This window comes from Pseudomonas sp. Bc-h (assembly GCF_002080045.1).
Classification (GTDB): Bacteria; Pseudomonadota; Gammaproteobacteria; order Pseudomonadales; family Pseudomonadaceae; genus Aquipseudomonas.
Map to the genome: position 1 here is coordinate 172,165 of NZ_MUIN01000009.1, position 19,281 is coordinate 191,445.

23 protein-coding genes are annotated in these 19,281 nt (G+C 60.2%); 11 read left to right on the forward strand and 12 right to left on the reverse strand.

Annotation, left to right across the window (positions count from 1 at the left end; genetic code table 11):
• Nucleotides 1–19: 19 nt before the first annotated feature.
• The 3 genes from BWR59_RS17380 (at nucleotide 20) to phnX (ending at nucleotide 3,151) form a co-directional block, all read left to right on the forward strand.
• Entirely contained in the window at nucleotides 20–1,315 is a 1,296-nt protein-coding gene (locus BWR59_RS17380) for an MFS transporter (RefSeq protein WP_081566872.1), read from the forward strand.
• 45 nt (nucleotides 1,316–1,360) lie between these two features.
• The gene (locus BWR59_RS17385; protein ID WP_081566873.1) at nucleotides 1,361–2,242 is read left to right on the forward strand and encodes a LysR substrate-binding domain-containing protein; all 882 of its coding nucleotides are present in this window, start codon (nucleotides 1,361–1,363) and stop codon (nucleotides 2,240–2,242) included.
• Between the two features lie 81 nt (nucleotides 2,243–2,323).
• Nucleotides 2,324–3,151, forward strand: a complete 828-nt coding sequence (gene phnX / locus BWR59_RS17390) for a phosphonoacetaldehyde hydrolase (protein WP_081566874.1) — start codon at nucleotides 2,324–2,326, stop codon at nucleotides 3,149–3,151.
• 56 nt (nucleotides 3,152–3,207) lie between these two features.
• Here phnX and BWR59_RS17395 read toward each other — a convergent pair whose 3' ends face one another.
• The gene (locus BWR59_RS17395; protein WP_081566875.1) at nucleotides 3,208–6,240 is read right to left on the reverse strand and encodes an FAD-binding and (Fe-S)-binding domain-containing protein; all 3,033 of its coding nucleotides are present in this window, start codon (nucleotides 6,238–6,240) and stop codon (nucleotides 3,208–3,210) included.
• A gap of 159 nt (nucleotides 6,241–6,399) precedes the next feature.
• Between BWR59_RS17395 and BWR59_RS17400 the strand changes: the two genes are divergently transcribed.
• The gene (locus BWR59_RS17400) at nucleotides 6,400–7,284 is read left to right on the forward strand and encodes a LysR substrate-binding domain-containing protein (protein ID WP_081566876.1); all 885 of its coding nucleotides are present in this window, start codon (nucleotides 6,400–6,402) and stop codon (nucleotides 7,282–7,284) included.
• A gap of 49 nt (nucleotides 7,285–7,333) precedes the next feature.
• Here the strand turns inward: BWR59_RS17400 and BWR59_RS17405 are convergent, their stop codons facing one another.
• Entirely contained in the window at nucleotides 7,334–7,636 is a 303-nt protein-coding gene (locus tag BWR59_RS17405; protein WP_081567171.1) for a DUF1883 domain-containing protein, read from the reverse strand.
• Between the two features lie 155 nt (nucleotides 7,637–7,791).
• Nucleotides 7,792–8,016, reverse strand: a complete 225-nt coding sequence (locus BWR59_RS17410) for a YgdI/YgdR family lipoprotein (RefSeq protein WP_081566877.1) — start codon at nucleotides 8,014–8,016, stop codon at nucleotides 7,792–7,794.
• A 172-nt stretch (nucleotides 8,017–8,188) separates the two neighbouring features.
• Here BWR59_RS17410 and BWR59_RS17415 point away from each other — a divergent pair, with 172 nt between their 5' ends.
• Together BWR59_RS17415 and BWR59_RS17420 are read left to right on the forward strand one after the other, a co-directional pair.
• Nucleotides 8,189–8,470 carry a DUF1654 domain-containing protein gene (locus BWR59_RS17415; RefSeq protein WP_081566878.1) on the forward strand — a complete coding sequence of 94 codons (282 nt, stop codon included), beginning with the start codon at nucleotides 8,189–8,191 and terminating at the stop codon, nucleotides 8,468–8,470.
• A 98-nt stretch (nucleotides 8,471–8,568) separates the two neighbouring features.
• Nucleotides 8,569–9,633, forward strand: coding sequence for an endonuclease/exonuclease/phosphatase family protein (locus tag BWR59_RS17420; protein ID WP_081566879.1), 1,065 nt, complete (start codon nucleotides 8,569–8,571; stop codon nucleotides 9,631–9,633).
• Between the two features lie 100 nt (nucleotides 9,634–9,733).
• Here the strand turns inward: BWR59_RS17420 and BWR59_RS17425 are convergent, their stop codons facing one another.
• Nucleotides 9,734–10,063: a hypothetical protein gene (locus tag BWR59_RS17425; protein WP_081566880.1), complete on the reverse strand. Its 330-nt coding sequence runs from the start codon at nucleotides 10,061–10,063 to the stop codon at nucleotides 9,734–9,736.
• A gap of 481 nt (nucleotides 10,064–10,544) precedes the next feature.
• Here BWR59_RS17425 and BWR59_RS32870 point away from each other — a divergent pair, with 481 nt between their 5' ends.
• Nucleotides 10,545–10,769 carry a DUF6555 family protein gene (locus BWR59_RS32870; RefSeq protein WP_081567172.1) on the forward strand — a complete coding sequence of 75 codons (225 nt, stop codon included), beginning with the start codon at nucleotides 10,545–10,547 and terminating at the stop codon, nucleotides 10,767–10,769.
• Nucleotides 10,770–10,852: 83 nt separating this feature from the next.
• Nucleotides 10,853–11,107: a hypothetical protein gene (locus BWR59_RS17435; protein ID WP_081566881.1), complete on the forward strand. Its 255-nt coding sequence runs from the start codon at nucleotides 10,853–10,855 to the stop codon at nucleotides 11,105–11,107.
• A 200-nt stretch (nucleotides 11,108–11,307) separates the two neighbouring features.
• Here the strand turns inward: BWR59_RS17435 and map are convergent, their stop codons facing one another.
• The 3 genes from map to BWR59_RS17450 all read right to left on the reverse strand — a co-directional run bounded on the left by map (nucleotide 11,308) and on the right by BWR59_RS17450 (nucleotide 12,778).
• Nucleotides 11,308–12,093, reverse strand: a complete 786-nt coding sequence (gene map, locus BWR59_RS17440; RefSeq protein ID WP_081566882.1) for a type I methionyl aminopeptidase — start codon at nucleotides 12,091–12,093, stop codon at nucleotides 11,308–11,310.
• Complete coding sequence (locus BWR59_RS17445) at nucleotides 12,090–12,344, reverse strand: ParD-like family protein (RefSeq protein ID WP_081566883.1); 255 nt, start codon at nucleotides 12,342–12,344, stop codon at nucleotides 12,090–12,092. The genes map and BWR59_RS17445 overlap by 4 nt, the downstream gene beginning before the upstream one ends.
• 83 nt (nucleotides 12,345–12,427) lie before the next feature.
• Nucleotides 12,428–12,778 carry a helix-turn-helix transcriptional regulator gene (locus BWR59_RS17450; RefSeq protein WP_081566884.1) on the reverse strand — a complete coding sequence of 117 codons (351 nt, stop codon included), beginning with the start codon at nucleotides 12,776–12,778 and terminating at the stop codon, nucleotides 12,428–12,430.
• 134 nt (nucleotides 12,779–12,912) lie between these two features.
• On the opposite strand from BWR59_RS17450, the gene BWR59_RS17455 reads away from it, so the two are divergent.
• Nucleotides 12,913–13,125, forward strand: a complete 213-nt coding sequence (locus BWR59_RS17455) for a hypothetical protein (protein WP_081566885.1) — start codon at nucleotides 12,913–12,915, stop codon at nucleotides 13,123–13,125.
• Nucleotides 13,126–13,176: 51 nt separating this feature from the next.
• Here the strand turns inward: BWR59_RS17455 and BWR59_RS17460 are convergent, their stop codons facing one another.
• Together BWR59_RS17460 and BWR59_RS17465 are read right to left on the reverse strand one after the other, a co-directional pair.
• Nucleotides 13,177–13,389, reverse strand: coding sequence for a hypothetical protein (locus BWR59_RS17460; RefSeq protein ID WP_081566886.1), 213 nt, complete (start codon nucleotides 13,387–13,389; stop codon nucleotides 13,177–13,179).
• Between the two features lie 156 nt (nucleotides 13,390–13,545).
• A complete protein-coding gene (locus BWR59_RS17465) occupies nucleotides 13,546–14,577 on the reverse strand; it encodes an Ldh family oxidoreductase (RefSeq protein ID WP_081566887.1) in 1,032 nt (343 codons plus the stop codon).
• Between the two features lie 141 nt (nucleotides 14,578–14,718).
• On the opposite strand from BWR59_RS17465, the gene BWR59_RS17470 reads away from it, so the two are divergent.
• Nucleotides 14,719–15,957, forward strand: a complete 1,239-nt coding sequence (locus BWR59_RS17470) for an FAD-dependent oxidoreductase (RefSeq protein WP_081566888.1) — start codon at nucleotides 14,719–14,721, stop codon at nucleotides 15,955–15,957.
• A 34-nt stretch (nucleotides 15,958–15,991) separates the two neighbouring features.
• Here BWR59_RS17470 and BWR59_RS17475 read toward each other — a convergent pair whose 3' ends face one another.
• From BWR59_RS17475 to BWR59_RS17485, 3 genes are all read right to left on the reverse strand, one after another.
• The gene (locus BWR59_RS17475; protein WP_081566889.1) at nucleotides 15,992–16,417 is read right to left on the reverse strand and encodes a GNAT family N-acetyltransferase; all 426 of its coding nucleotides are present in this window, start codon (nucleotides 16,415–16,417) and stop codon (nucleotides 15,992–15,994) included.
• A 121-nt stretch (nucleotides 16,418–16,538) separates the two neighbouring features.
• The gene (locus BWR59_RS17480) at nucleotides 16,539–16,805 is read right to left on the reverse strand and encodes a PepSY domain-containing protein (RefSeq protein ID WP_081566890.1); all 267 of its coding nucleotides are present in this window, start codon (nucleotides 16,803–16,805) and stop codon (nucleotides 16,539–16,541) included.
• A 270-nt stretch (nucleotides 16,806–17,075) separates the two neighbouring features.
• Nucleotides 17,076–17,264 carry a hypothetical protein gene (locus BWR59_RS17485; RefSeq protein WP_081566891.1) on the reverse strand — a complete coding sequence of 63 codons (189 nt, stop codon included), beginning with the start codon at nucleotides 17,262–17,264 and terminating at the stop codon, nucleotides 17,076–17,078.
• Nucleotides 17,265–17,466: 202 nt separating this feature from the next.
• Here BWR59_RS17485 and BWR59_RS17490 point away from each other — a divergent pair, with 202 nt between their 5' ends.
• On the forward strand, nucleotides 17,467–19,281 hold the full coding sequence (locus tag BWR59_RS17490) for a monovalent cation:proton antiporter-2 (CPA2) family protein (protein ID WP_081566892.1): 1,815 nt from the start codon (nucleotides 17,467–17,469) through the stop codon (nucleotides 19,279–19,281).

Genomic DNA, 19,281 nt, shown 5'->3' on the forward strand with positions numbered 1-19,281 from the left:
AACAAGAAAGGAAAACACCATGAATCGCGCCGAAAGTCTTTCAGGTCTTGCCGTACCGATGTCGCGTTTTCGTATCGCTCAGTGGCGGATGTTGCTGGCCGCCATGTTTTGCTACCTGTTTTTCTACACCGGCCGGCAGACCTTCGGGTTTGCCATTCCCGGCATCCAGGCCGAATTCGGACTGAGCAAGGAAACCCTGGGCTGGGCCTCCAGCGCAATGCTCTGGGCGTACGCCATCGGCCAGGCGATCAACGGCAACCTCGCTGACAAGTTTGGCGGCCGACGCATCATGACCCTCGGTGCGGTGCTGTCCTGCGGCGCCAACTGGGTCACCAGTTTCGCCGGCGGATTTGGCAGCCTGATCCTGCCGTGGGGCATCAACGGTTACTTCCAGGCCCTCGGCTGGGCGCCCGGCAGCCGCCTGCTCTCCAATTGGTGGAGCGCCGGCGAGCGCGGCAAAATGTATGGTTTCTACGTGTTCGCGGCCGGTTGCGCCTCCGTTCTGTCCTACGTCACCTCGGTCGTGGTGCTGGAGGTCTTTCATCTCGAATGGCGCTGGATCTTCCGCTTGCCTGTGCTGCTGATGCTCGCGGGCGGAATCATCTTTTATCTGGTGGCCCGGGAAAAACCCCAGGACATGGGCTTCGAACCACTGGGCGACACTGGCGTCGCCAACGCCGACGACAAGTCCCACGAAGTCGACCACGGCAACGAAGAGACTTCTGCGCAACGCTACAAGGCGGTGTTGAAAAACGTGCGCCTGCTGATCGCCGCCGTGTCCTTGGGCTTTCAGAACGCTGCGCGTTACGGGCTGATCGTCTGGGTACCGGTGCACTTCCTCGGCGCCGACTGGCAGAAGGGCCAGAGCTTCGTCGATCCGAAGTGGATCACTGTGGCGCTGCCGGTCGGGATGGCGGTCGGTGCGCTGAGCAACGGCTGGGTGTCGGACAAACTGTTCGGCTCCAAACGCTATCTGGCGATCATGCTTTACATGTGCCTCGGCGCGATGACCAGCCTGTGGATGTGGAGCCTGCCCGCGCACAGCTCGGTTGGCCTGATTGCCCTGTTCCTCTGCGGGTTCTTCGTCTACGGCCCGGCTTCCAGCTTCTGGGCGCTGTGCCCCGATCTGGTGGGCGCAAAACGCGCGGGTACTGCTACCGGCATCATGAACTTCTCGTCGTACCTGTTCGCCGGTCTGGCAGAACCCTTGATCGGGCGCATGCTGGACAGCACCGGCAACACCTCGCTGATCTTCATCGTGGTAACCATCAGTTGCCTGTGCAGCGCATTCGTGGCGTTGTTCGTCAGACGCTGACCGCCGCCTACACTAGAAAGCCGACGACTCAGGATCCGAACGTTCATGTACCAGTATCACAAGTGGTTACGTTCCTTTCACGCAGTGGCCAAGACCGGGAGTTTTTCGCTCGCGGCCCAGTACCTGAGCGTCGGCCAGCCCACCATCAGCGAGCAGGTGAGCGCGCTGGAAAAACGTTTTTCGGTGGAGCTGTTCCACCGTCGCGGCCGGTTCGTCGAACTGAGTGCATCGGGCATGAAGCTTTACGAAATCACCCAGGGGGTCTTTGGCCAGGAAGACGAAGCGCTGCAACTGCTGCAGAGCTTCAGTCAGCGCAAGCACGGGATGCTGCGGATCGGCGCGGTGTCACCGCCGATTGCCATGAGCCTGACCTACTCGCTGATGCAGCAGTATCCCGACATCGATCTGGAAACCTCGTTTACCACCGAAGCCGAAACCCTGGAGCGTTTGTACAGTTTCGACATCGACGTGGCGATTCTGGCGCTGTCCGAGTTCGACCACAGGCTGACAACCCAGCTGTATCGCACTTACCCGATCCTTGGCGTAGTGCGCGAAGACCATCCCTGGGCCGCGCGCGAACAGGTCAGCATCAAGGAGATCAGCTCGCAACGGGTGGTGCTGCGGGAGAAAGCTTCGCGTACCCGGCAGCTGGTCGAAGAGGCCTGCCACAGACACATGGTCGCGCTGGACTGCGTGATGCAGCTCAACAGCCGCGAAGCCATCGTGCATGCGGTGGTTCAGGGCATCGGCATCGGATTCGTATCGGCGGTGGAATACGCCGATCAGCCAGGGACCAAGGCGGTTTCTTTCATCGAGGACCCGATCCACATCAACTACTTCCTGTGTTGCCTGGGTATTCGGCGCAACCGGCCGATCATTGCCGAACTGTTCGAGTCCTGCGCCCTGACGCCTGCATCGCCTGACTGAACGCCTGACTTCATCTGCTTTACCGGCCTTTTTCCTTACGAAGAAGCGGGCCACTTTTATCTAAAAACAAGGAGAACACCCATGAACTACCAATCCCCTGAACGCCTGCAAGCCGTGGTCCTCGACTGGGCGGGTACGGTCGTCGACTTCGGCTCCTTTGCCCCGACGCAGATTTTCGTCGAGGCCTTCGGCGAGTTCGGCGTTGCGGTTACCCTCGAAGAAGCTCGCGGCCCGATGGGCATGGGCAAATGGGACCACATCCGCACCCTGTGCAACCAACCGGCAATCGCCGAGCGCTATCAAGCCGCCTTCGGGCACCTGCCGACCGATGAGGATGTGACGGCAATCTACAACCGCTTCATGCCGCTGCAGATCGAAAAGATCGCCGAGCACTCGGCGGTGATTCCCGGCGCGCTTGAGGTGATTGGCGAGCTACGTGAAAAGGGCCTGAAAATCGGTTCGTGCTCCGGCTATCCGGCGGCGGTGATGGCCAAGGTCGTGGAACTAGCGCGCACCAACGGCTACGTCGCCGATCATGTGGTAGCCACCGACGAAGTCCCCAATGGCCGACCCTACCCTGCCCAGGCCCTGGCCAACGTGATCGCGCTGGGTATCGATGACGTCGCTGCCTGCGTGAAAGTCGACGACACCTGGCCGGGAATTCTGGAGGGACGCAAAGCGGGCATGTGGACGGTCGCGCTGACTTGTTCCGGCAACGCACTGGGGCTGACTTTTGATGAGTTCAGGAAGTTGTCGAGCGAAGAACTGGCGCGGGAACGCTCGCGCATCGGCGAGATGTTCGAAGGCTCACGCCCGCATTACCTGATCGACACCATCGTCGACCTGCCAAAGGTGATCGATGACATCAATGCGCGCCTGGCCAGAGGGGAAGTGCCTCAGGCCTGCTAAGGGTACTGCTGGATGTGAAGATGCCCGCCCCCACGAGCGGGCATCTGCATCCAGGCTCAGCCGCGCTGCCTGGCCAGCAGTTGCTCCAGCACCACTTCCAGCGGATGACGCAGTTGCTTGTCGGCCATGCGCTTGACCTGGCTGCGGCAGGAATATCCGGTCGCCAACGCTTCACCCTGCTTGTCCAGTCTGGTGCCCCAAGACTGCTCGAAGATGGTCCGAGAGGTGTCCTGATTGCGCGCGTCGTGGCCGTAGGTGCCCGACATGCCGCAGCAACCGGTGGCTTCGGTCACCAGCTTGAGGCCCAGTCGACCGAACACCTTCTCCCATTGCGAGGTACTGGCCGGCACGTTGGTTTTCTCGGTGCAGTGCGCCATCAGGCGGAATGTCTGCGTGGTGTCTTTCGGCGCGTCCGGCAGCGCATCGATCAGCCATTCCTGCGGCAACAGGACCTTCGGGCAATCGTCCAGCCCAGGTACCTTTTGATACTCCTGGCGATAGACCAGGGTCATCGCCGGATCCAGACCAACCAGCGGCACGCCACAATCAGCCAACGCTTTGAGCTGACTGCCGTTGCGCACCGCCGCTTTGGCAAAGGCACCGAGGAAACCCTGCACATGCAGCGGCTTGCCGTTGGCGCTGTAGGGCGCGAGGAATACGCGATAACCCATCTGATGCGCCAACTGGATGAAGGACGCCAGCAGCGGTGTTTCGAAGTAACGGGTGAAGGCGTCCTGCACCAGCACCACGCTGCGCTGACGTTGCTCCTCGGTCAGTTCGCGCAGGGCCGGAACGCTGGCCACGCCGACCTTGCATGCACTCAACGTTGCCTGCAGGTTGTAGCGATGGATCAGCGGGCTGTCGAGCATGCCGACGTGGCGCTCCAGCAAGCCACTCACCCACTTCGAGCCCATCACCGCGTTGTACAGGCCCGGCGCGTAAGCCATGTAGGGAATGGTGAATTCCAGCGAGCCGATCAGATAGTCGCGCAGTGGACGCTGATAACGGCCGTGGTACAGCTCGAGAAAACGCGAGCGGAATTCAGGGACGTTGACCTTGATCGGGCATTGCCCCGCGCAGGATTTACAGGCCAGGCAACCGGCCATGGCGTCGTAGACTTCGTGGGAGAAATCCGCCTCTCCTCGTTGCCGGGCCCTGTTGTTTCGCACACGCGCAGGAAGCTCCTTGAGCCAGGCCACCTTGCCTCGCGCAGCTTCCAGTACATCGATGTTGGCAGCACCCTGCAGACGCAACCACTCACGAATCAGCGAAGCACGGCCTTTGGGCGAATGCTGGCGTTCGCGGGTGGCTTTCCACGACGGGCACATGGCGTCATTGGGGTCGAAGTTGTAGCAGGCACCATTGCCGTTGCAATGCACGGCGCTGCCGAAACTCTGCCAGACGCGCTCGTCGATTGTGCGGTCCAGATCGCCACGCAGGGTTACTTCGTTGACCTTAAGCAGACCTTCGGCGGCATCCGGCGGGGTGCAAATCTTGCCCGGGTTGAGTTGGTTGTGAGGGTCGAACGCGCCCTTGAGCGATTGCAACGCCGGGTACAGTTCGCCGAAAAACGCAGGCACGTATTCGGAGCGCAAGCCCTTGCCATGTTCGCCCCATAGCAGGCCGCCATAACGCTGCGTCAGCGCCGCGACTGCATCGGAAATCGGTTTGACCAACGCGGCCTGCGCCGGGTCTTTCATGTCCAGTGCCGGACGCACGTGCAACACGCCAGCGTCGACATGCCCGAACATGCCGTAGGCCAAGCCATGGCTGTCCAGCAGCGCGCGGAATTCGGCGATGTAATCGGCCAGTCGCTCCGGCGGCACGGCGGTGTCTTCCACGAACGGTTGCGGGCGAATCTCGCCTTCGACGTTGCCCAACAGACCTACCGAACGCTTGCGCATGGTGTAGACCCGTGTGACAGCTGCCGCGCCTTCGGCCAACGTGTGGCCCAGACGCTCGATGGTCTTGTCCACTTGCAGGTGCTCGACGAAGGCCGCAACGCGCGCGCTCACCTCATCGACTTCATCACCGCTGAATTCCACCAGATTGATGCCCAGCGTCGGGCGCTCGGCATCGGCCGGGAAGTATTCGGCGACGCTGTGCCAGACGATGTCCTTCATCGCCAGCATCAACACTTTGGAATCCACGGTTTCGATGGACAGCGGCTTCTTGGCGAGCAGCGCATTGGCATCGCGCAAAGCGTCCATGAAGCTGCTGTAGCGCACGTTCACCAGTACCGAGTACTTCGGAATCGGCAAGACGTTGAGCTTGGCTTCAACGACGTAACCGAGCGAGCCTTCGGCGCCACACAGCACGCTGTTGAGGTTGAACCTGCCTTGCTCGTCACGCAGGTGCGCCAGATCATAACCCGTCAGGCAGCGGTTCAGTTTGGGGAAAATCGACTCGATGAGATCTGCCCGGGTTTCCTGAATCTGCCGCGCGGTGCGATAGACCTCACCGATACGGCCGGGCTGCGCGCATGCCGCTTCAAGCTCGGCATCGGACAGCGGCTGGCTGTGCAGACGCTCCCCGCCGAGCAACACACTGTGCAGTTCCAGCACATGGTCGCGAGTCTTGCCGTAAGTGCAACTGCCCTGCCCGCTGGCGTCGGTGTTGATCATGCCACCGACGGTCGCGCGGTTGGAGGTAGACAGCTCCGGCGCGAAGAACAGGCCGTGAGGCTTGAGCGCGGCATTGAGTTGATCTTTGACCACCCCCGCCTGCACCCGCACCCAGCGCTCGTCGACGTTGATTTCAAGGATGTTGTTCATGTGCCGCGACAGATCGACGACGATGCCATCGGTCAACGACTGGCCGTTGGTCCCGGTGCCGCCGCCGCGCGGGGTCAGCTTGATCTGCTGGAAACGCGGCTCGGCCATCAGCGTGGCGATGCGCGCAACGTCGTCGCCGTCCAGCGGAAACACCGCCGCCTGGGGCAGTCGTTGGTAGATGGAGTTATCGGTCGCCAGCACGGTGCGCGTGGCGTAGTCGGCACTGAGCTGGCCGCGGAAACCGCTGGCGCGCAGGGCGTCGAGAAAATCGGGGTACTGTGCCGCAGGTTTAACGGTAGGCAGTTGGGCGATCATCGTGGGATGGCCTCTTGTCGGTCTGATCACGGAAAACATCAAAATACTTGTCGCCCAGGCATTAATCGGTCAGCCTCGGGTCGTTGTTTGCGCCAATGATCCCGCAGGTTCTGGCGCGGTACAAACAGATATTCCTGCCGCTATCGATGACTTTTCTGAATGAATTACCGTCACCTCACGCCCTCCATGTCACTGCTGCTGGCTTTTGAAGCGGCGGCGCGTCATGAAAGCTATACCCGCGCTGCCGTCGAGCTGTCGCTGACTCAGAGCGCGGTGAGTCGTCAGGTACAGGCGCTGGAACAGCAACTGGGCCTGACGCTGTTCCGTCGCGAAGGCCGGCAAGTGCAGCTGACCGATGTCGGGCGCCTTTATCAGCGGGAAATGAGCGATGCCCTGGGGCGTATTCGCAGCGCCACCTTGCAGGCCATGGCCTATCAATCCGGCGGCGGCACTCTGCGTCTGGCCACGCTGCCCACCTTTGGTTCGAAATGGTTGCTGCCGCGCCTGCATGACTTCTACAAGACCCACCCCGGCATGCTGGTGCACATCAATTCACGCATCGACGCCATCGACTTCGAAACCAGCGGCATCGACGCCGCCATCGTCGTCGGCCATGGCGATCTGCCTGGGCTGATCAGCCATCGCCTGCACGCCGAAGAACTGGTGGTGGTGATCTCGCCGCAGACCGCCGAAGTCCACGGGGAATGGACCCCGGAACTGATTGCCGGAGAAATGCTCCTCAACGTCGCGAACAACCCCAATGTCTGGGGCGACTGGTTCAGCCATCATCGCCTGCCCCACCGCATGATGCGGCTGGGGGCCAGTTTCGAATTGACCTCGCACTTGATCCAGGCCGTGAGGGCCGGCATCGGCATCGGCCTGGTACCGCGTATTCTGGTGGCCGACGAACTGGCGAACGGCGAGCTGATCAGCCTCGACATGCCGTTCGCCAGTCAGCGCAATTACTACCTGACCTACCCGCCACGCAACGAAATGCTGCCCTCGCTGCAAGCGTTTCGGGCGTGGTTGCTGGAGCAGATTTGAACGCTGGAATATTTCGCGGGTTTGCCAATGCGATGAGCGGGCGGGATGCTCATGAAAGCCGCGAGCTGGAACGGCGGACGATCTTGATCGAATGCTTGACGTTCGGCTTGCGGGTCACGCTGATCGCGCGCTGGGTCACCGTGTCGATGGTGATGTTCCAGAAACCGGTGCTCGGCACGACGATTTTTGCCGGGAAGCGGTCGAACGCACCGCCGTGGTAGGTGTGGCGTCCACCGTTCTTGAAACTGCGAAAGTTGGCATCGCTCATGAGGCGGATGTTGCAGGTATTGGAGCACTCGATCACCACGATGTCGCCTTCGTTGAGGTGCTCGCGCTGGTGGATGAATTTCACGGAAATCCCATAGGGTTCAGGGTTGGGGCGCAAGAATATCACTCCAGCGTCGGTTAAGCCCCGGTGCGGCCTATCGAATTCGGACCGACTGTCTGCAACGAAACGGTCGGGCAGAAAAAAGCCTGATCGAAACGGCCTCGATCAGGCTCTGTGTATCAATCTTCCTCCTTGACCGTCGCGACCTCGTCAGCGCGAACTTTCACGGTCTTGCCGGAGATGTCCTGGAACTCGTAGAAACCATCCTTGCTCTTGGTCTTCGGCGCGTCCTTGGTCACGTATTGCGTACCGTTCTGCAGCGTCACCACGGTGGACGTCGAGCACCCGGCCAACACAGCGCAACATGCCAGCGCCACAGTCAGACCCAACCCTTTGATATTCATGCCGACTCCTTTATTTCCGATCATCGCGAACTCAATCGCTAACAAGGGATCAGATCGACTCAATCACGTTTGGTTCGCGGATGAAATGTGCGTAGGGGAAATCAGCGATTAAAGTCGCCATCCAGGTTCACCCTACTCCAGAGTTGCGAAACGTCCCACACTGAAATACTGTATGCACATACAGCAAAAACAAGGGATCACTTTCGTGTCTAACTCTGCCGCTTCAGCCCCTGCTCCTGGCCCCTATGAGCGCATGGGCATTCGCATCCAAAAGATCATCAACTCACCTACCGCGCAGAAATCCCGTTCCGCGCTGATCTTTCGTCTGACCGACGAACTGGAAGATGACTGGAATCAGTTGCTCGAGGAAATCGCCGAAAACGACAACGTCACTCTCGCCTACCGCGATGACGGCGGCGTGCAGATTTTCTGGACCGTGCCCAAGGAAGACTGATCCCCCTCTGAACCCCTCATTTGGTCGAACCCGCTCAGCATTACCGGCGAGTCATTGCTGTCTCGCCTTCGCGTCAATCAGCCCGTAGTTGGAAAACAATGCTCAGATTTTTTGTTTCATTCCTGTTGGCCCTTTCTTTTCTGCAAAACGCTTCAGCCGACGTCAATATCGGCACCTGGAATCTGGAGCACCTGAGCGTGCGACCGAACAAGGATTTTCAGGGCATTGCCAAGGTGGCGCAGAAGGTCGACTTCCTTGCTGTACAAGAGTTGATGAACGAAGACGCGCTGCAGGCGCTGGCCAAGGAGTTGACCCGACAGACCGGCAAACACTGGAGCGCGATGGCGTCCCACGCGGTAGGCCGGTCGTCTTACAAGGAGATGTATGGTTTCGTCTGGCGTGACGACGTCGTGGCCTATGAAGATGGGGCAGTGACCTACCTGGACCGCAACGACACCTTCGAACGCGAGCCTTACTCTGCCCGATTCAAATCGCTCAAGGACGGCACCACCTTCGTAGTCGCCACGGTGCACATTCTGTACGGCAAGAGTCAGGCGGACCGCGCTTCGGAAATCACCGCGCTGTCCGATTACTGGGCGTGGCTGAAAGACACCTACCCCGGCAATAACCAGATCATGCTGATGGGTGACTTCAACACACCGCCGACCTCACCCGCCTGGGACCATCTGGATGCCAGCGCCAAACCGCTGATGCTTGCAGGGGCCAGCACGCTGTCGACCACCGATGGCAAGTTTGCCAACCTCTACGACAACATTTTCGTCAGCAAGAACACGGCGATCCGGGTCAACGACGTGCAAGTGTTCAACTACCCGAAATTCCTGGGCATGACCCACGCCAAAGGACGTGACAGTGTTTCCGACCACGCGCCGATATTCCTCAGCGCCAACTTCAGTGGCGGTAGCCCTTCAACTGCCTCGGCGCAGCCACGCCCTACACTGCCCAATCCCATGAAGCCCGCGGTAATCGCCAACAACGGTGCGAAGAACCTGACCGTGGCGATTCGCGGCAACAAGAAAACCATGGTCTACCATCGCCCGGATTGCCCGTCGTACAACGCGATCTCGGAGAAAAACCGGGTCGAATTCGATACCGCCGCAGCAGCCGAAGCACAGCACTACCACTTGGCGGGCAACTGCCACTGATAGTGGATTTCGGCATCATTACTTTTTGTGGCAGTCGGGCCTTGCGGTAGCGGCGATCTCAACGAGTTCACCGCCGGCAAGCCGGACTGCTATGGGCGTGTCACTTGCGCGCCAGGTCGTGCTGGATGCAGCCTTCGTAATAAGTCTGCCTGACCGCTGCCGGTTTCAGACGCGAAGGACTCTTGTAGGTTTGTTCGGTGATGCCCACCGCCATCTTGCTCATCCACGGCTTTGAATATTTCTTCGCCTGTAGCTTTTTTCGTGCGCTATACAGCGTGGTCCCGGAGAGCTTGGATTGCTGTGCCACGCCTGCTATGCCCGCTCCCCATTTGCACACCTGCTGGTCGTTCTTGCTGACGCTCCGGGCCTGAGCGGGGAATGCCGCCACCATCAAAATAAACGCCGCCACGCCAAAACCCACTTTACGCATACGCTCTCGTCCCGGAATTGCCTGAAAAGAAAGGATTTTTCCAGAAAAGCGGCTGCCTGCGGGCCATCAGATTGCCCTTTTTCGACAAAAGATTTCCGCTTACGCCTGTTTTCGAGCGCCCTGCCATAAAGGGCCGTGCAATACCTCCAAAACAGTGTAAAAACGGGCGCACCGATGGCCTCGAAGTAGCGGGTTCATCCAAACAGATGTGGCACATTGCCGCTGATCGGCTGGGGATGCAAAAGGTCCTCGAACAATGCAATTCTCTCGCAGTCGGTGGGACCGCACGGCAGCTGCGGACCACTCGTCTCAGGCAGAGAAAACGCAACACGATCCCGGGCCCTTGACGCAGAGGTACGCCTGCATCGGTCTCGAAATGAAGTGACAGCACCGTGGATGCACACGACGGCCATCCTGTCAGGTACATAAGGAAGTACTCAATTTCAGCGCGGCGTGCACGACGCCCCACAGGCCAATGACGATGAATGACTCTAAGGATTTTGAAATTCATTACCGGTTTCGAGGCGAACCCAGGCACTTCTCCCACCACGCGAGACATCTGTGCGAAAGCGACGCCCTGCATTTCGCTACCCTGCACGCGGGCGTAGGAAATCTTGATGGCAGTGTCGTTGCGGGCCCTCTCAGGCTCGCCCTGCTCTACGCCGAAGGACTGGGCGTCACTCAGGTTCAGTGGAAGCGAACCTGAAACGATAAAAGTCCAAACGAACGTGGCACACCGTGGTCGGTATTTACATGCAGCGCTCATGAAACCAGCAAAGCGAGGTAAATATGACCATTGATAACGCGCTCAAGAAAGAAGTCCTGACCCGGCTGTTGCACGCTCATCCGGCCGGTTTGGGTAAAGAGGTGCTGGACAATTACAGGGGGGAACATGCCGTCGCCGACACCTTGGAACATCTGCAGAACGCCGGGTTGATACACGACGGATGCGTCGACAGCCCGGCCAAGGGTGAACGCTTGCTGAAGTACCCGGTCAAGTTGAGTTCCGCGGGCGTTGAAGCCGCCAAGCAACTGCAAGACTAGAATCGACGCCCACAAAAAAACCGGCCAAGGCCGGTTTTTTCATGAATGACGTATGGTGTTCTCCCCAAGTGCTGCCGATCTGATCATCCATGAGCCGGTCAGGCAGCAGCACTACAGGGGAACGAGAAAGAGCCTACAAGGTAAGTCGTCTTTTCGTCACTTATGCAATTGTGACTTTATTCTTCCAGGAGAGACTTTTCTCACACCGCCGGGTAATCGCCGGTGCCTTCCGGCCAAGGGGTCAGCAGCTCGAAACCGGTGTGCGTCACCGCCACCATGTGCTCCCATTGTGCCGACAATGACTGGTCGCGGGTGAGCACGGTCCAGCCGTCGTCCAGCACATGAGTTCCGGGCTTGCCGGCGTTGATCATCGGTTCGATGGTGAACACCATCCCCGGTTTCAGCCGCAACCCCTTCCCCGCCGCACCGTAGTGCAATACCTGAGGCTCTTCATGGTATTTGCGACCAATGCCGTGGCCGCAATACTCACGCACCACACTGAAGCCTTCGCGGTACGCCACGGTCTGGATTGCGTTACCGATATCGCCCAGCGTCGCCCCAGGTTTCACCGCATGAATGCCGGCCAGTGTCGCTTCGTAGGTGGTTTCCACCAGACGTCGAGCCAGCGGGCTGACCTCGCCGACGTAGTACATGCGACTGGTGTCGCCGTACCAGCCGTCCTTGATCACCGCGACATCGATATTGATGATGTCGCCGTCCTTGAGGATGTCATCGGCGGACGGAATGCCGTGGCAAACCACCGAATTCGGCGAAATGCAGGTGGTTTTGGTGAAGCCGTGATAGCCGACGTTGGCCGGGATGACCTTCAGCTCATTGACGATGTAATCGTTGCAGATGTCGTCCAGCGCTTCAGTGCTGATGCCCGCCTTCACATGCGGAGCAATCATCGCCAGCACGTCGGCCGCCAGACGCCCTGCCACTCTCAACCCGACCAGATCGGCTTCGCTCTTGATACTGATGCTCATCGCGCCACCGCCCTGACTGCGAGTTCGTTGGAGACAGCCTCGTCTGGCTGCGCGCTCAGCGACACATCGCCCGCCGCTTCGGCGCGGATCAGCAATTGGCAGATATCGCTGTAATTCAGACCGGGATTGAGTTCGGCGAGCATGCCGACGCGCATCCAGTGCTCGGCTTGAGCATTGATCGAACGGCTCAGCGCGGCGCTGGCCGAGCGAATGTTGTCGTGCATCTGTTCGGAAATCTTGACCAGTCCCATAAATGACCTCGCGTTTAATATACGAAGCATATACGTTTCATATATTTTTTCGCAAGCAGGCGATCAGCTCACCCCTCCTTGCTTCACGCGGACTGTTGCGCGGCGGCGTCCATCGCGCACTCGGACAAGGAATTGGCCAGTTGCGAAATCGCATCCCGATCGTCCTCGCTCAAGGCACGGTAATGGGTGATGATCGCGCGTTCGGCGTCATTCAGGGTGTCGACGGAGATCGGCGTGCGCTTGCCAGAGAGCACGTAAAGGACATCGACCCCCTTCTTGCCCAATGCCGCGAGGTAGTCGGAACGAGGAATGCGCTCGCCGCTTTCATATTTCCCCTGGGCGTTGGCTTCGACTCCGCCAATCGCACCGAACTCCTGTTGCGAGAGGCCGAGGCTTTTGCGTTCTTCTTTCAGGCGTGAACCAAGATCTTTCATAAACATGGGCCTCGAGTTTGACTATGTTTAATGCAAGACCCCATTGGTCCGGGGGAGTTGCGCAGTACCCGACAATTGTTCAAGCTGCGCGCTTTTCGGCCTCAGGAAATTCGCGACACGGCCGATAGATTCGGATGGACAGCTTGTCATTTTTCATGGCAACCCGATTTCTGCAGTTCGGAGAACCAGACGTGATTACATTTTTGCTCGGTTGGTGCGTTTTATCCGTCATTGGCACGCTGATCGCACTCAGCCTCATCAGAACCGGCAAGCAGCGTCAGCCCGAAGCTGACAGCGCGCCAGTTCCGGAAGTCGCTGTGACGTCCGCCACACCCTACAAGGCCTGACTCACCTGTACCGATGTTCACCATAGGCCTGTTATGACGCCAGCGGTGAAATCATTCGGCTGCAAGCTGAGCGTGTTCCGTAGAATAAGACAGAGTCCCGGAGACGAACGCCAGGTCGACCTGGGTTGCACTGAACTGGCGCACGCCAGCGGCCAGGGCGAGAAAGTCTTCGCGTTGCATCTCGTTGCCCCAGACACTGCTGAAGGTTGGCTCTGTGGCCTGGACGGTAAATGCAATGTTGTTGTCGGCTTGGTTCACTTGCATGGTCGATTCCTCTTCGCTGAATACTGTTTAAACATACAGTATTTTTATCAGCTTCCAAACGCAAGCCTCGACTCGACGAGCGGTCGTTCGGTTGCGTCCCCTGCAATCGTGCCTGAACCCTGTCCAAGGCAGGGTCAGGGCAGTAATCGAACACGCCTAAACGCTGGCCAGTTCTCTGAGGCGGACCAGATCTTGCGCCGACAGGACGATGCCTTCGGCCAGAGACTTCTCGCGCTGGCGATAACGACGGTCCCCCGGCATGCGTTGCTGGCCGACGCCGTGCATCTGCCTGACCAACTCTTCACTGCGCTCGGCGAAAGCCTTGCCCCGGCCCTTGTCCGGATCGATGACGATGATCGTCTGGCCGGTCCACGGTGTTTGCGCGCCGGGCTTGCTGGACATGTCGAAATCGAACGAGAAATTGCCGCCGGTGAGTGCTGCTGACAACAGTTCGACCATCATCGACAACGCCGAACCCTTGTAGCCCCCGAATGGCAACAGTGCACCGCCGTCGAGAATCGCCTTGGGGTCTTCGGTCGGCTGACCTGCGCTGTCCACGCCCATGCCGGGCGGGAGCATGCGCCCCTCCCGCGCGGCGATCTGCACATCACCGTGGGCGATGGCGCTGGTGGCCATGTCGAAGACAATCGGCTGACCGCCAGCGCGGGGCGCGGCGAAGGCAATCGGGTTGGTGCCGAACAGCGGCTTCTGCGCATCGTGCGGGACCACGCAGGTCATGCTGTTGACCACGCTCAACGCCACCAGCCCTTCTTGGGCGAACGGTTCGACGTCCGGCCACAGGGCAGCGAAGTGGTGTGAGTTACGAATCGCCAGAATCGCGATCCCGGCAGTCCGGGCCTTGTCGATCAACAATGCCTTGGCCGCTTGCATCGCTGGCTGGGCGAAGCCGCCGCCTGCGTCCACCCGCACGAACCCGGCACCGACGTCTTCGACCTGCGGCACCGCCTGGCCATCGACCCAGCCAGCGGCCAGCGACGACAGGTAACCCTTGATCCGGAATATCCCGTGACTGTGCGAACCGTCGCGCTCGGCACTGGCGCAGTTCTGCGCCAGAACCCCCGCAACCTCATCCGACGTGCCGTGGCGCAGAAAGATCTGCCGCAGCAGTTCGGTTAGATCAGTAAAGGAAATGGACTGGGTTTCAACGGGGTCGCGGGGTGAAGACATCTGAAGCTCCGGTGTGATTATTGGAAGAGGAAGCCGAACAGAACGTAGCAAGCGTCTGGAGAGTACTGCGCGCCAGCAAACGGGTAAACTGCGCGCCTGTCTCTCGCTGCACGTTCGTTTACAGCCCTTCAAGGATCGATCATGGATTGTCAGACCCTCGTCCTCGGCGCCGGAATCGTCGGCGTCTGTTGCGCATTGCACCTGCAAGCCGCAGGCCAGAGCGTCATTCTGCTCGATCGCGACGAGCCCGGTCGCGGCACCAGCCACGGCAATGCCGGCCTGATCGAACGCTCCAGCATGGTCCCCTATGCATTCCCCCGCCAATGGTCGCGGTTGCTGCGCTATGGCCTGAACCAGCAGTCGTCGATGCGATTCAGCCCGATGTTTTTGCCAAGGCTGGCGCCGTGGTTGCTGCAGTACTGGCGGCAGTCGTCGCCGGCGAATCTGGCCGAAGCCGCTCGCGCCATGCGACCGCTGATCGAGCGGTGTGTCGAGGAACACGATGTGCTGGTGGAAGCCTCGGGAATGAGCGGGCTGATTCGCGCCAAAGGCTGGATCGAGTTCTATCGCGACCGAGACGAACTCGACGTGGCCGTTGCCGACGCCAGAACCTACGACCAATACGGCTTGCGCTACGACATTCTCGACGCTGCGCAACTGCGTGAACGTGAACCCGACTTGAAGGGGGTGGTCGGAGGCATTCACTGGCTCGACCCGAAAACCGTGAGCGATCCCGGTGCACTGGTGCGCGGTTACGCGGCCTTGTTCGTCAAGCGCGGTGGCGTGTTGCTGCAGGGCGATGCCGGCACGTTGCGCCAGCAAGGCAGCGAATGGATGGCCGACAGCGACGAGGGCACAGTGCACGCGCGTAACGTTGTGATCGCCATGGGGCCGCAATCCGCTGAGGTGTTTTCACGGTTTGGCTATCGCATCCCGCTGGCGATCAAACGCGGTTATCACATGCATTACGCCTCGCAGCCCGGCGCCGAACTGCGACATTCAGTGATCGACGCCCAGGCCGGATTCGTCCTCGCGCCAATGGCTCGTGGCATCCGCCTGACCACCGGAGTGGAGTTCGCGGCCAGCGACGCACCCATTAACGAAATCCAGCTACGTCGCTGCGAAACCATTGCCCGAACCCTTTACCCGCTCGGCGCGCGTCTGGACGCGGAACCCTGGCTGGGACGCCGCCCCTGTCTGCCAGACATGCGCCCGGTGATAGGCGCGGCGCCAAACCATGAGGGCCTGTGGTTCAACTTCGGTCACGCGCACCATGGCCTGACCCTGGGGCCGGTAACCGGCCGCCTGCTGGCGGAATTGATGACCGGTGCGCCGACTTTCACCGACCCCGCGCCGTACAGCCCGGGTCGCTTTCGATAAACGCGCCGTTGAATCGATCAGCCCGCGTGGCTGATCAATCGAGCCGTTTCTGGAAGAACAAGCGCTGGTGGCCTGGCGGGTAATCGTCCAGATGGCCGAATTCCTGATAGCCATGCTTGCGATAGAAATCCGGGGCCTGGAAGTCGAAGGTGTCGAGCCAGACCCCGACGCAATTGCGTTCACGGGCGAAGCTTTCAGCCATGTCCATCAACTGGCTGCCCATGCGCTGCCCGCGCGTCTGTTCGGGGATCACCAGCAGTTCGATGAACAGCCAGCGGTAGAGAATCCGCCCGTGCAGGCCGCCGATTACAGCATCGGTGGTTTCGTCACGAACGAACAACGCGAACTTTTCCGACAGCCCGTCCCCTGCCTTCGCGGCGTTGTAGGCCCTGAGGGGTTCGAGGATCTGTAGACGTTCGTCTTCGCTGGGGTTGCTTTTGAACTCGATCCGCACGCTCATGCGTCGCTTCCTGCTGACGTGAAATAGGACGGCAAGGGTGTCGGATTCGGTGAGGGGAGTAAAGAGAGGGAGTGGGAGCCGCCGGACGGCGACCCCACAGGCGGATCAGGACTGAAAGTAATCAGTCTTTCTGATCGCGCAGAATGTTGCCGGAAGTGCCATCGATGCGGAATTCGTAGGTCAGGCTGTCAGCCTTGCGGCCCTCGCCTTCCCAATAACCGTTGTCGTCGGCTTCGATCTTGTAGATCTCGGTGTAGCCCGCCGACTTGGCTTTTTCGATCGCCTTTTCGATGGTGATCCAGCCAGCGCCCGGCTTGTCCGCCAGCGCGAACTGGGCAGTGGTCAGGGCGGCAGTGGCGAGGACGGCAGCGGTAAGTTGTTTGATCATGTTTGAACTCCATTTCCCTTTGCGGGCTTTATGACAGGCGAGTTTTTGGAGTTCAAGGGATAAAAAATAGTTCAGGCGAGGTTATGTAACGGAGTGCTGCGAAGCGCATTCAGGCATTCACCGCATCCTCCTGTCCCAGTCCGGCTTGCTGGCGGCAAGCAGTCTCACAGACACCGCCGCCCTCACAGACCGTCGCCCTCACAGACGCCACCGCCCGCAAGCCGGACTGCTGCAGGTGAGGTGTGCGGGCAACCCCGCACAACCGCTCGGTCAGTGCTTGACCTTGCGGCGCAGGACGCCGTTCAAGACCACCACGACCACCGCAACGAAGATCGCGATGTACTGAAAGGTCTTCTCGTCGAGCACGCCAATGCTCTGCAAGTGCGACAGGCCGAGCATGATTACCAGCACGCTCAAGGCAATGATGATCGAGTAAATCAGACGCTGTTTGTTGGTCATTACGGGTTTCCTGAAAACGGGTCGAGATCATGTGCGCGGCGCAAACGCGCCCGACATGTTACGCCGTCACGGCGCCGCTGGCACGTCGGGGTGCCGAACGAACCTGCGGCGAAGCGTCTCGGTCGGCGTTCGTTGTCACTTTGACGTGGTTTAATACCCGCCTCGCGTAAGAAGTTTCCCAGTTTTCTGTAAGGAGTCCCCAATGCCCCATGAAGGCAGCCTGTTACAGGCCGCAGTCGTGTTTCTGCTCGCCGCCGTGGTCACGGTCCCTCTGGCCAAGCGCCTGCAACTGGGCGCCGTGATCGGTTACTTGATCGCCGGCGTCATCATCGGCCCGGCGGGTCTGGGCCTCATCGGCAACCCCGAGAGCGTCGCGCATTTTTCTGAACTCGGCGTGGTGTTGCTGCTGTTCATCATCGGTCTGGAACTGTCGCCCAAGCGCCTCTGGGTCATGCGCAAATCGGTGTTCGGCGTCGGCCTGGCGCAGGTTCTGCTCACGGGCGTGGTGATCGGCGTCGTCGCCCTGCTCGGCTTCGGTCAACCGCTGAACAGCTCCATCGTGTTGGGTCTGGGGCTGGCACTGTCGTCCACCGCTTTCGGCCTGCAAAGCCTGGCCGAACGCAAGGAATTGAATGCCCCCCACGGCAGGCTGGCCTTCGCCATTCTGCTGTTTCAGGACATCGCCGCAATCCCGCTGATCGCGCTTGTTCCGATGCTCGCGGGAGGCGAACACAACCCCACATCCGCCGACTCGTTGCGTCACGGCCTGGAAGTCCTCGGTGGCATCGCGGTGGTGGTGATCGGTGGGCGCTATCTGCTGCGACCGGTGTTCCGCATCGTCGCCAAGACCGGGCTGCAGGAAGTGTCCACGGCCACTGCGTTGCTGGTGGTGATCGGCACGGCGTGGCTGATGGACCTGGTGGGGGTGTCGATGGCCCTCGGAGCGTTCCTTGCCGGTCTGCTGTTGGCGGACTCCGAATATCGCCACGAGCTGGAATCGCAGATCGAACCCTTCAAGGGTCTGCTGTTGGGTCTGTTCTTCATCAGTGTCGGCATGGGCGCCAATCTCAGCCTGCTGTTCAATTCGCCGGTCACGGTACTGGCCCTGACGCTGCTGCTGATCGCCCTGAAGCTGCCACTGTTGTTCGTCGTCGGCCGCCTGGCCGGGGGGCTCGGCAAGCAAAGCGCCCTGCGTCTTGGTCTGGTCCTGGCGGCGGGGGGTGAATTCGCTTTCGTGGTTTTCAGCATCGGTCGTGACAAAGGCCTGTTCGATGCCAACCTCTACGACACCCTCGTTCTGACCATCACCCTGTCCATGGCCCTCACACCGCTGCTGTTGCTGGTGATGGCGCGCTGGCTCAAGCCCAAGCCGGTGGTCAAGGAAGTGCCGGACGAGTACCGGGAAATCGAGTCCGACGACCCGCGTGTGGTCATCGCCGGCATGGGCCGGATGGGGCAGATCGTGGCGCGTATCCTGCGCGCGCAGAACATCCCGTTCATTGCCCTCGACACGTCGGTCGAAACCATCGAGTTCACCCGCAGTTTCGGCAATGTACCGGTGTTCTACGGCGACCCGCTGCGCCCGGAAATCCTGCGTGCGGCCAAGGTCGATCAGGCCGAGTTTTTCGTGATCGCCACCGACGACCCGGACACCAACATCAAGACCGCCGAACTGGTGCGCAAGCTCTACCCGCACTTGAAAATCATCGCCCGGGCCCGTAACCGCCAGCACGTCCACCGCCTGATGGACCTGGACGCCCAGGCCGTGCGGGAAACCTTCTACTCCAGCCTTGAGATGACCCGCCGTACGCTGATCGGCCTGGGGTTGAGCGAAGCTCAGGCGGCGGCGCGGATCAACCGCTTCAAACGTCATGACGAACAGGTGCTCAACCGCCAGCACCTGATTTACGACGATGCCGCCAAGGTCATGCAGAGCGCACGGGAAGCCAGAACCGAGCTGGCCGAGTTGTTCGAATCCGACCGCGTGGACGAGGAAGCCGAAGCCGCTAAACACTAG

Excerpts from the sequence above, each read along its gene's own strand:
- BWR59_RS17465 (WP_081566887.1), bottom strand. The coding sequence starts at position 14,577 with ATGTCTTCACCCCGCGACCCCGTTGAAACCCAGTCCATTTCCTTTACT.
- map (WP_081566882.1), bottom strand. The coding sequence starts at position 12,093 with ATGAGCATCAGTATCAAGAGCGAAGCCGATCTGGTCGGGTTGAGAGTG.
- BWR59_RS17460 (WP_081566886.1), bottom strand. The coding sequence starts at position 13,389 with ATGCAAGTGAACCAAGCCGACAACAACATTGCATTTACCGTCCAGGCC.
- BWR59_RS17425 (WP_081566880.1), bottom strand. The coding sequence starts at position 10,063 with ATGCGTAAAGTGGGTTTTGGCGTGGCGGCGTTTATTTTGATGGTGGCG.
- BWR59_RS17415 (WP_081566878.1), top strand. The coding sequence starts at position 8,189 with ATGCACATACAGCAAAAACAAGGGATCACTTTCGTGTCTAACTCTGCC.
- BWR59_RS17445 (WP_081566883.1), bottom strand. The coding sequence starts at position 12,344 with ATGGGACTGGTCAAGATTTCCGAACAGATGCACGACAACATTCGCTCG.
- BWR59_RS17410 (WP_081566877.1), bottom strand. The coding sequence starts at position 8,016 with ATGAATATCAAAGGGTTGGGTCTGACTGTGGCGCTGGCATGTTGCGCT.
- BWR59_RS17400 (WP_081566876.1), top strand. The coding sequence starts at position 6,400 with ATGAATTACCGTCACCTCACGCCCTCCATGTCACTGCTGCTGGCTTTT.
- BWR59_RS17435 (WP_081566881.1), top strand. The coding sequence starts at position 10,853 with ATGACCATTGATAACGCGCTCAAGAAAGAAGTCCTGACCCGGCTGTTG.
- BWR59_RS17475 (WP_081566889.1), bottom strand. The coding sequence starts at position 16,417 with ATGAGCGTGCGGATCGAGTTCAAAAGCAACCCCAGCGAAGACGAACGT.
- BWR59_RS17490 (WP_081566892.1), top strand. The coding sequence starts at position 17,467 with ATGCCCCATGAAGGCAGCCTGTTACAGGCCGCAGTCGTGTTTCTGCTC.
- BWR59_RS32870 (WP_081567172.1), top strand. The coding sequence starts at position 10,545 with ATGAATGACTCTAAGGATTTTGAAATTCATTACCGGTTTCGAGGCGAA.
- BWR59_RS17470 (WP_081566888.1), top strand. The coding sequence starts at position 14,719 with ATGGATTGTCAGACCCTCGTCCTCGGCGCCGGAATCGTCGGCGTCTGT.
- BWR59_RS17385 (WP_081566873.1), top strand. The coding sequence starts at position 1,361 with ATGTACCAGTATCACAAGTGGTTACGTTCCTTTCACGCAGTGGCCAAG.
- BWR59_RS17395 (WP_081566875.1), bottom strand. The coding sequence starts at position 6,240 with ATGATCGCCCAACTGCCTACCGTTAAACCTGCGGCACAGTACCCCGAT.
- BWR59_RS17480 (WP_081566890.1), bottom strand. The coding sequence starts at position 16,805 with ATGATCAAACAACTTACCGCTGCCGTCCTCGCCACTGCCGCCCTGACC.
- BWR59_RS17450 (WP_081566884.1), bottom strand. The coding sequence starts at position 12,778 with ATGAAAGATCTTGGTTCACGCCTGAAAGAAGAACGCAAAAGCCTCGGC.
- BWR59_RS17455 (WP_081566885.1), top strand. The coding sequence starts at position 12,913 with ATGGACAGCTTGTCATTTTTCATGGCAACCCGATTTCTGCAGTTCGGA.
- BWR59_RS17485 (WP_081566891.1), bottom strand. The coding sequence starts at position 17,264 with ATGACCAACAAACAGCGTCTGATTTACTCGATCATCATTGCCTTGAGC.
- phnX (WP_081566874.1), top strand. The coding sequence starts at position 2,324 with ATGAACTACCAATCCCCTGAACGCCTGCAAGCCGTGGTCCTCGACTGG.
- BWR59_RS17380 (WP_081566872.1), top strand. The coding sequence starts at position 20 with ATGAATCGCGCCGAAAGTCTTTCAGGTCTTGCCGTACCGATGTCGCGT.
- BWR59_RS17420 (WP_081566879.1), top strand. The coding sequence starts at position 8,569 with ATGCTCAGATTTTTTGTTTCATTCCTGTTGGCCCTTTCTTTTCTGCAA.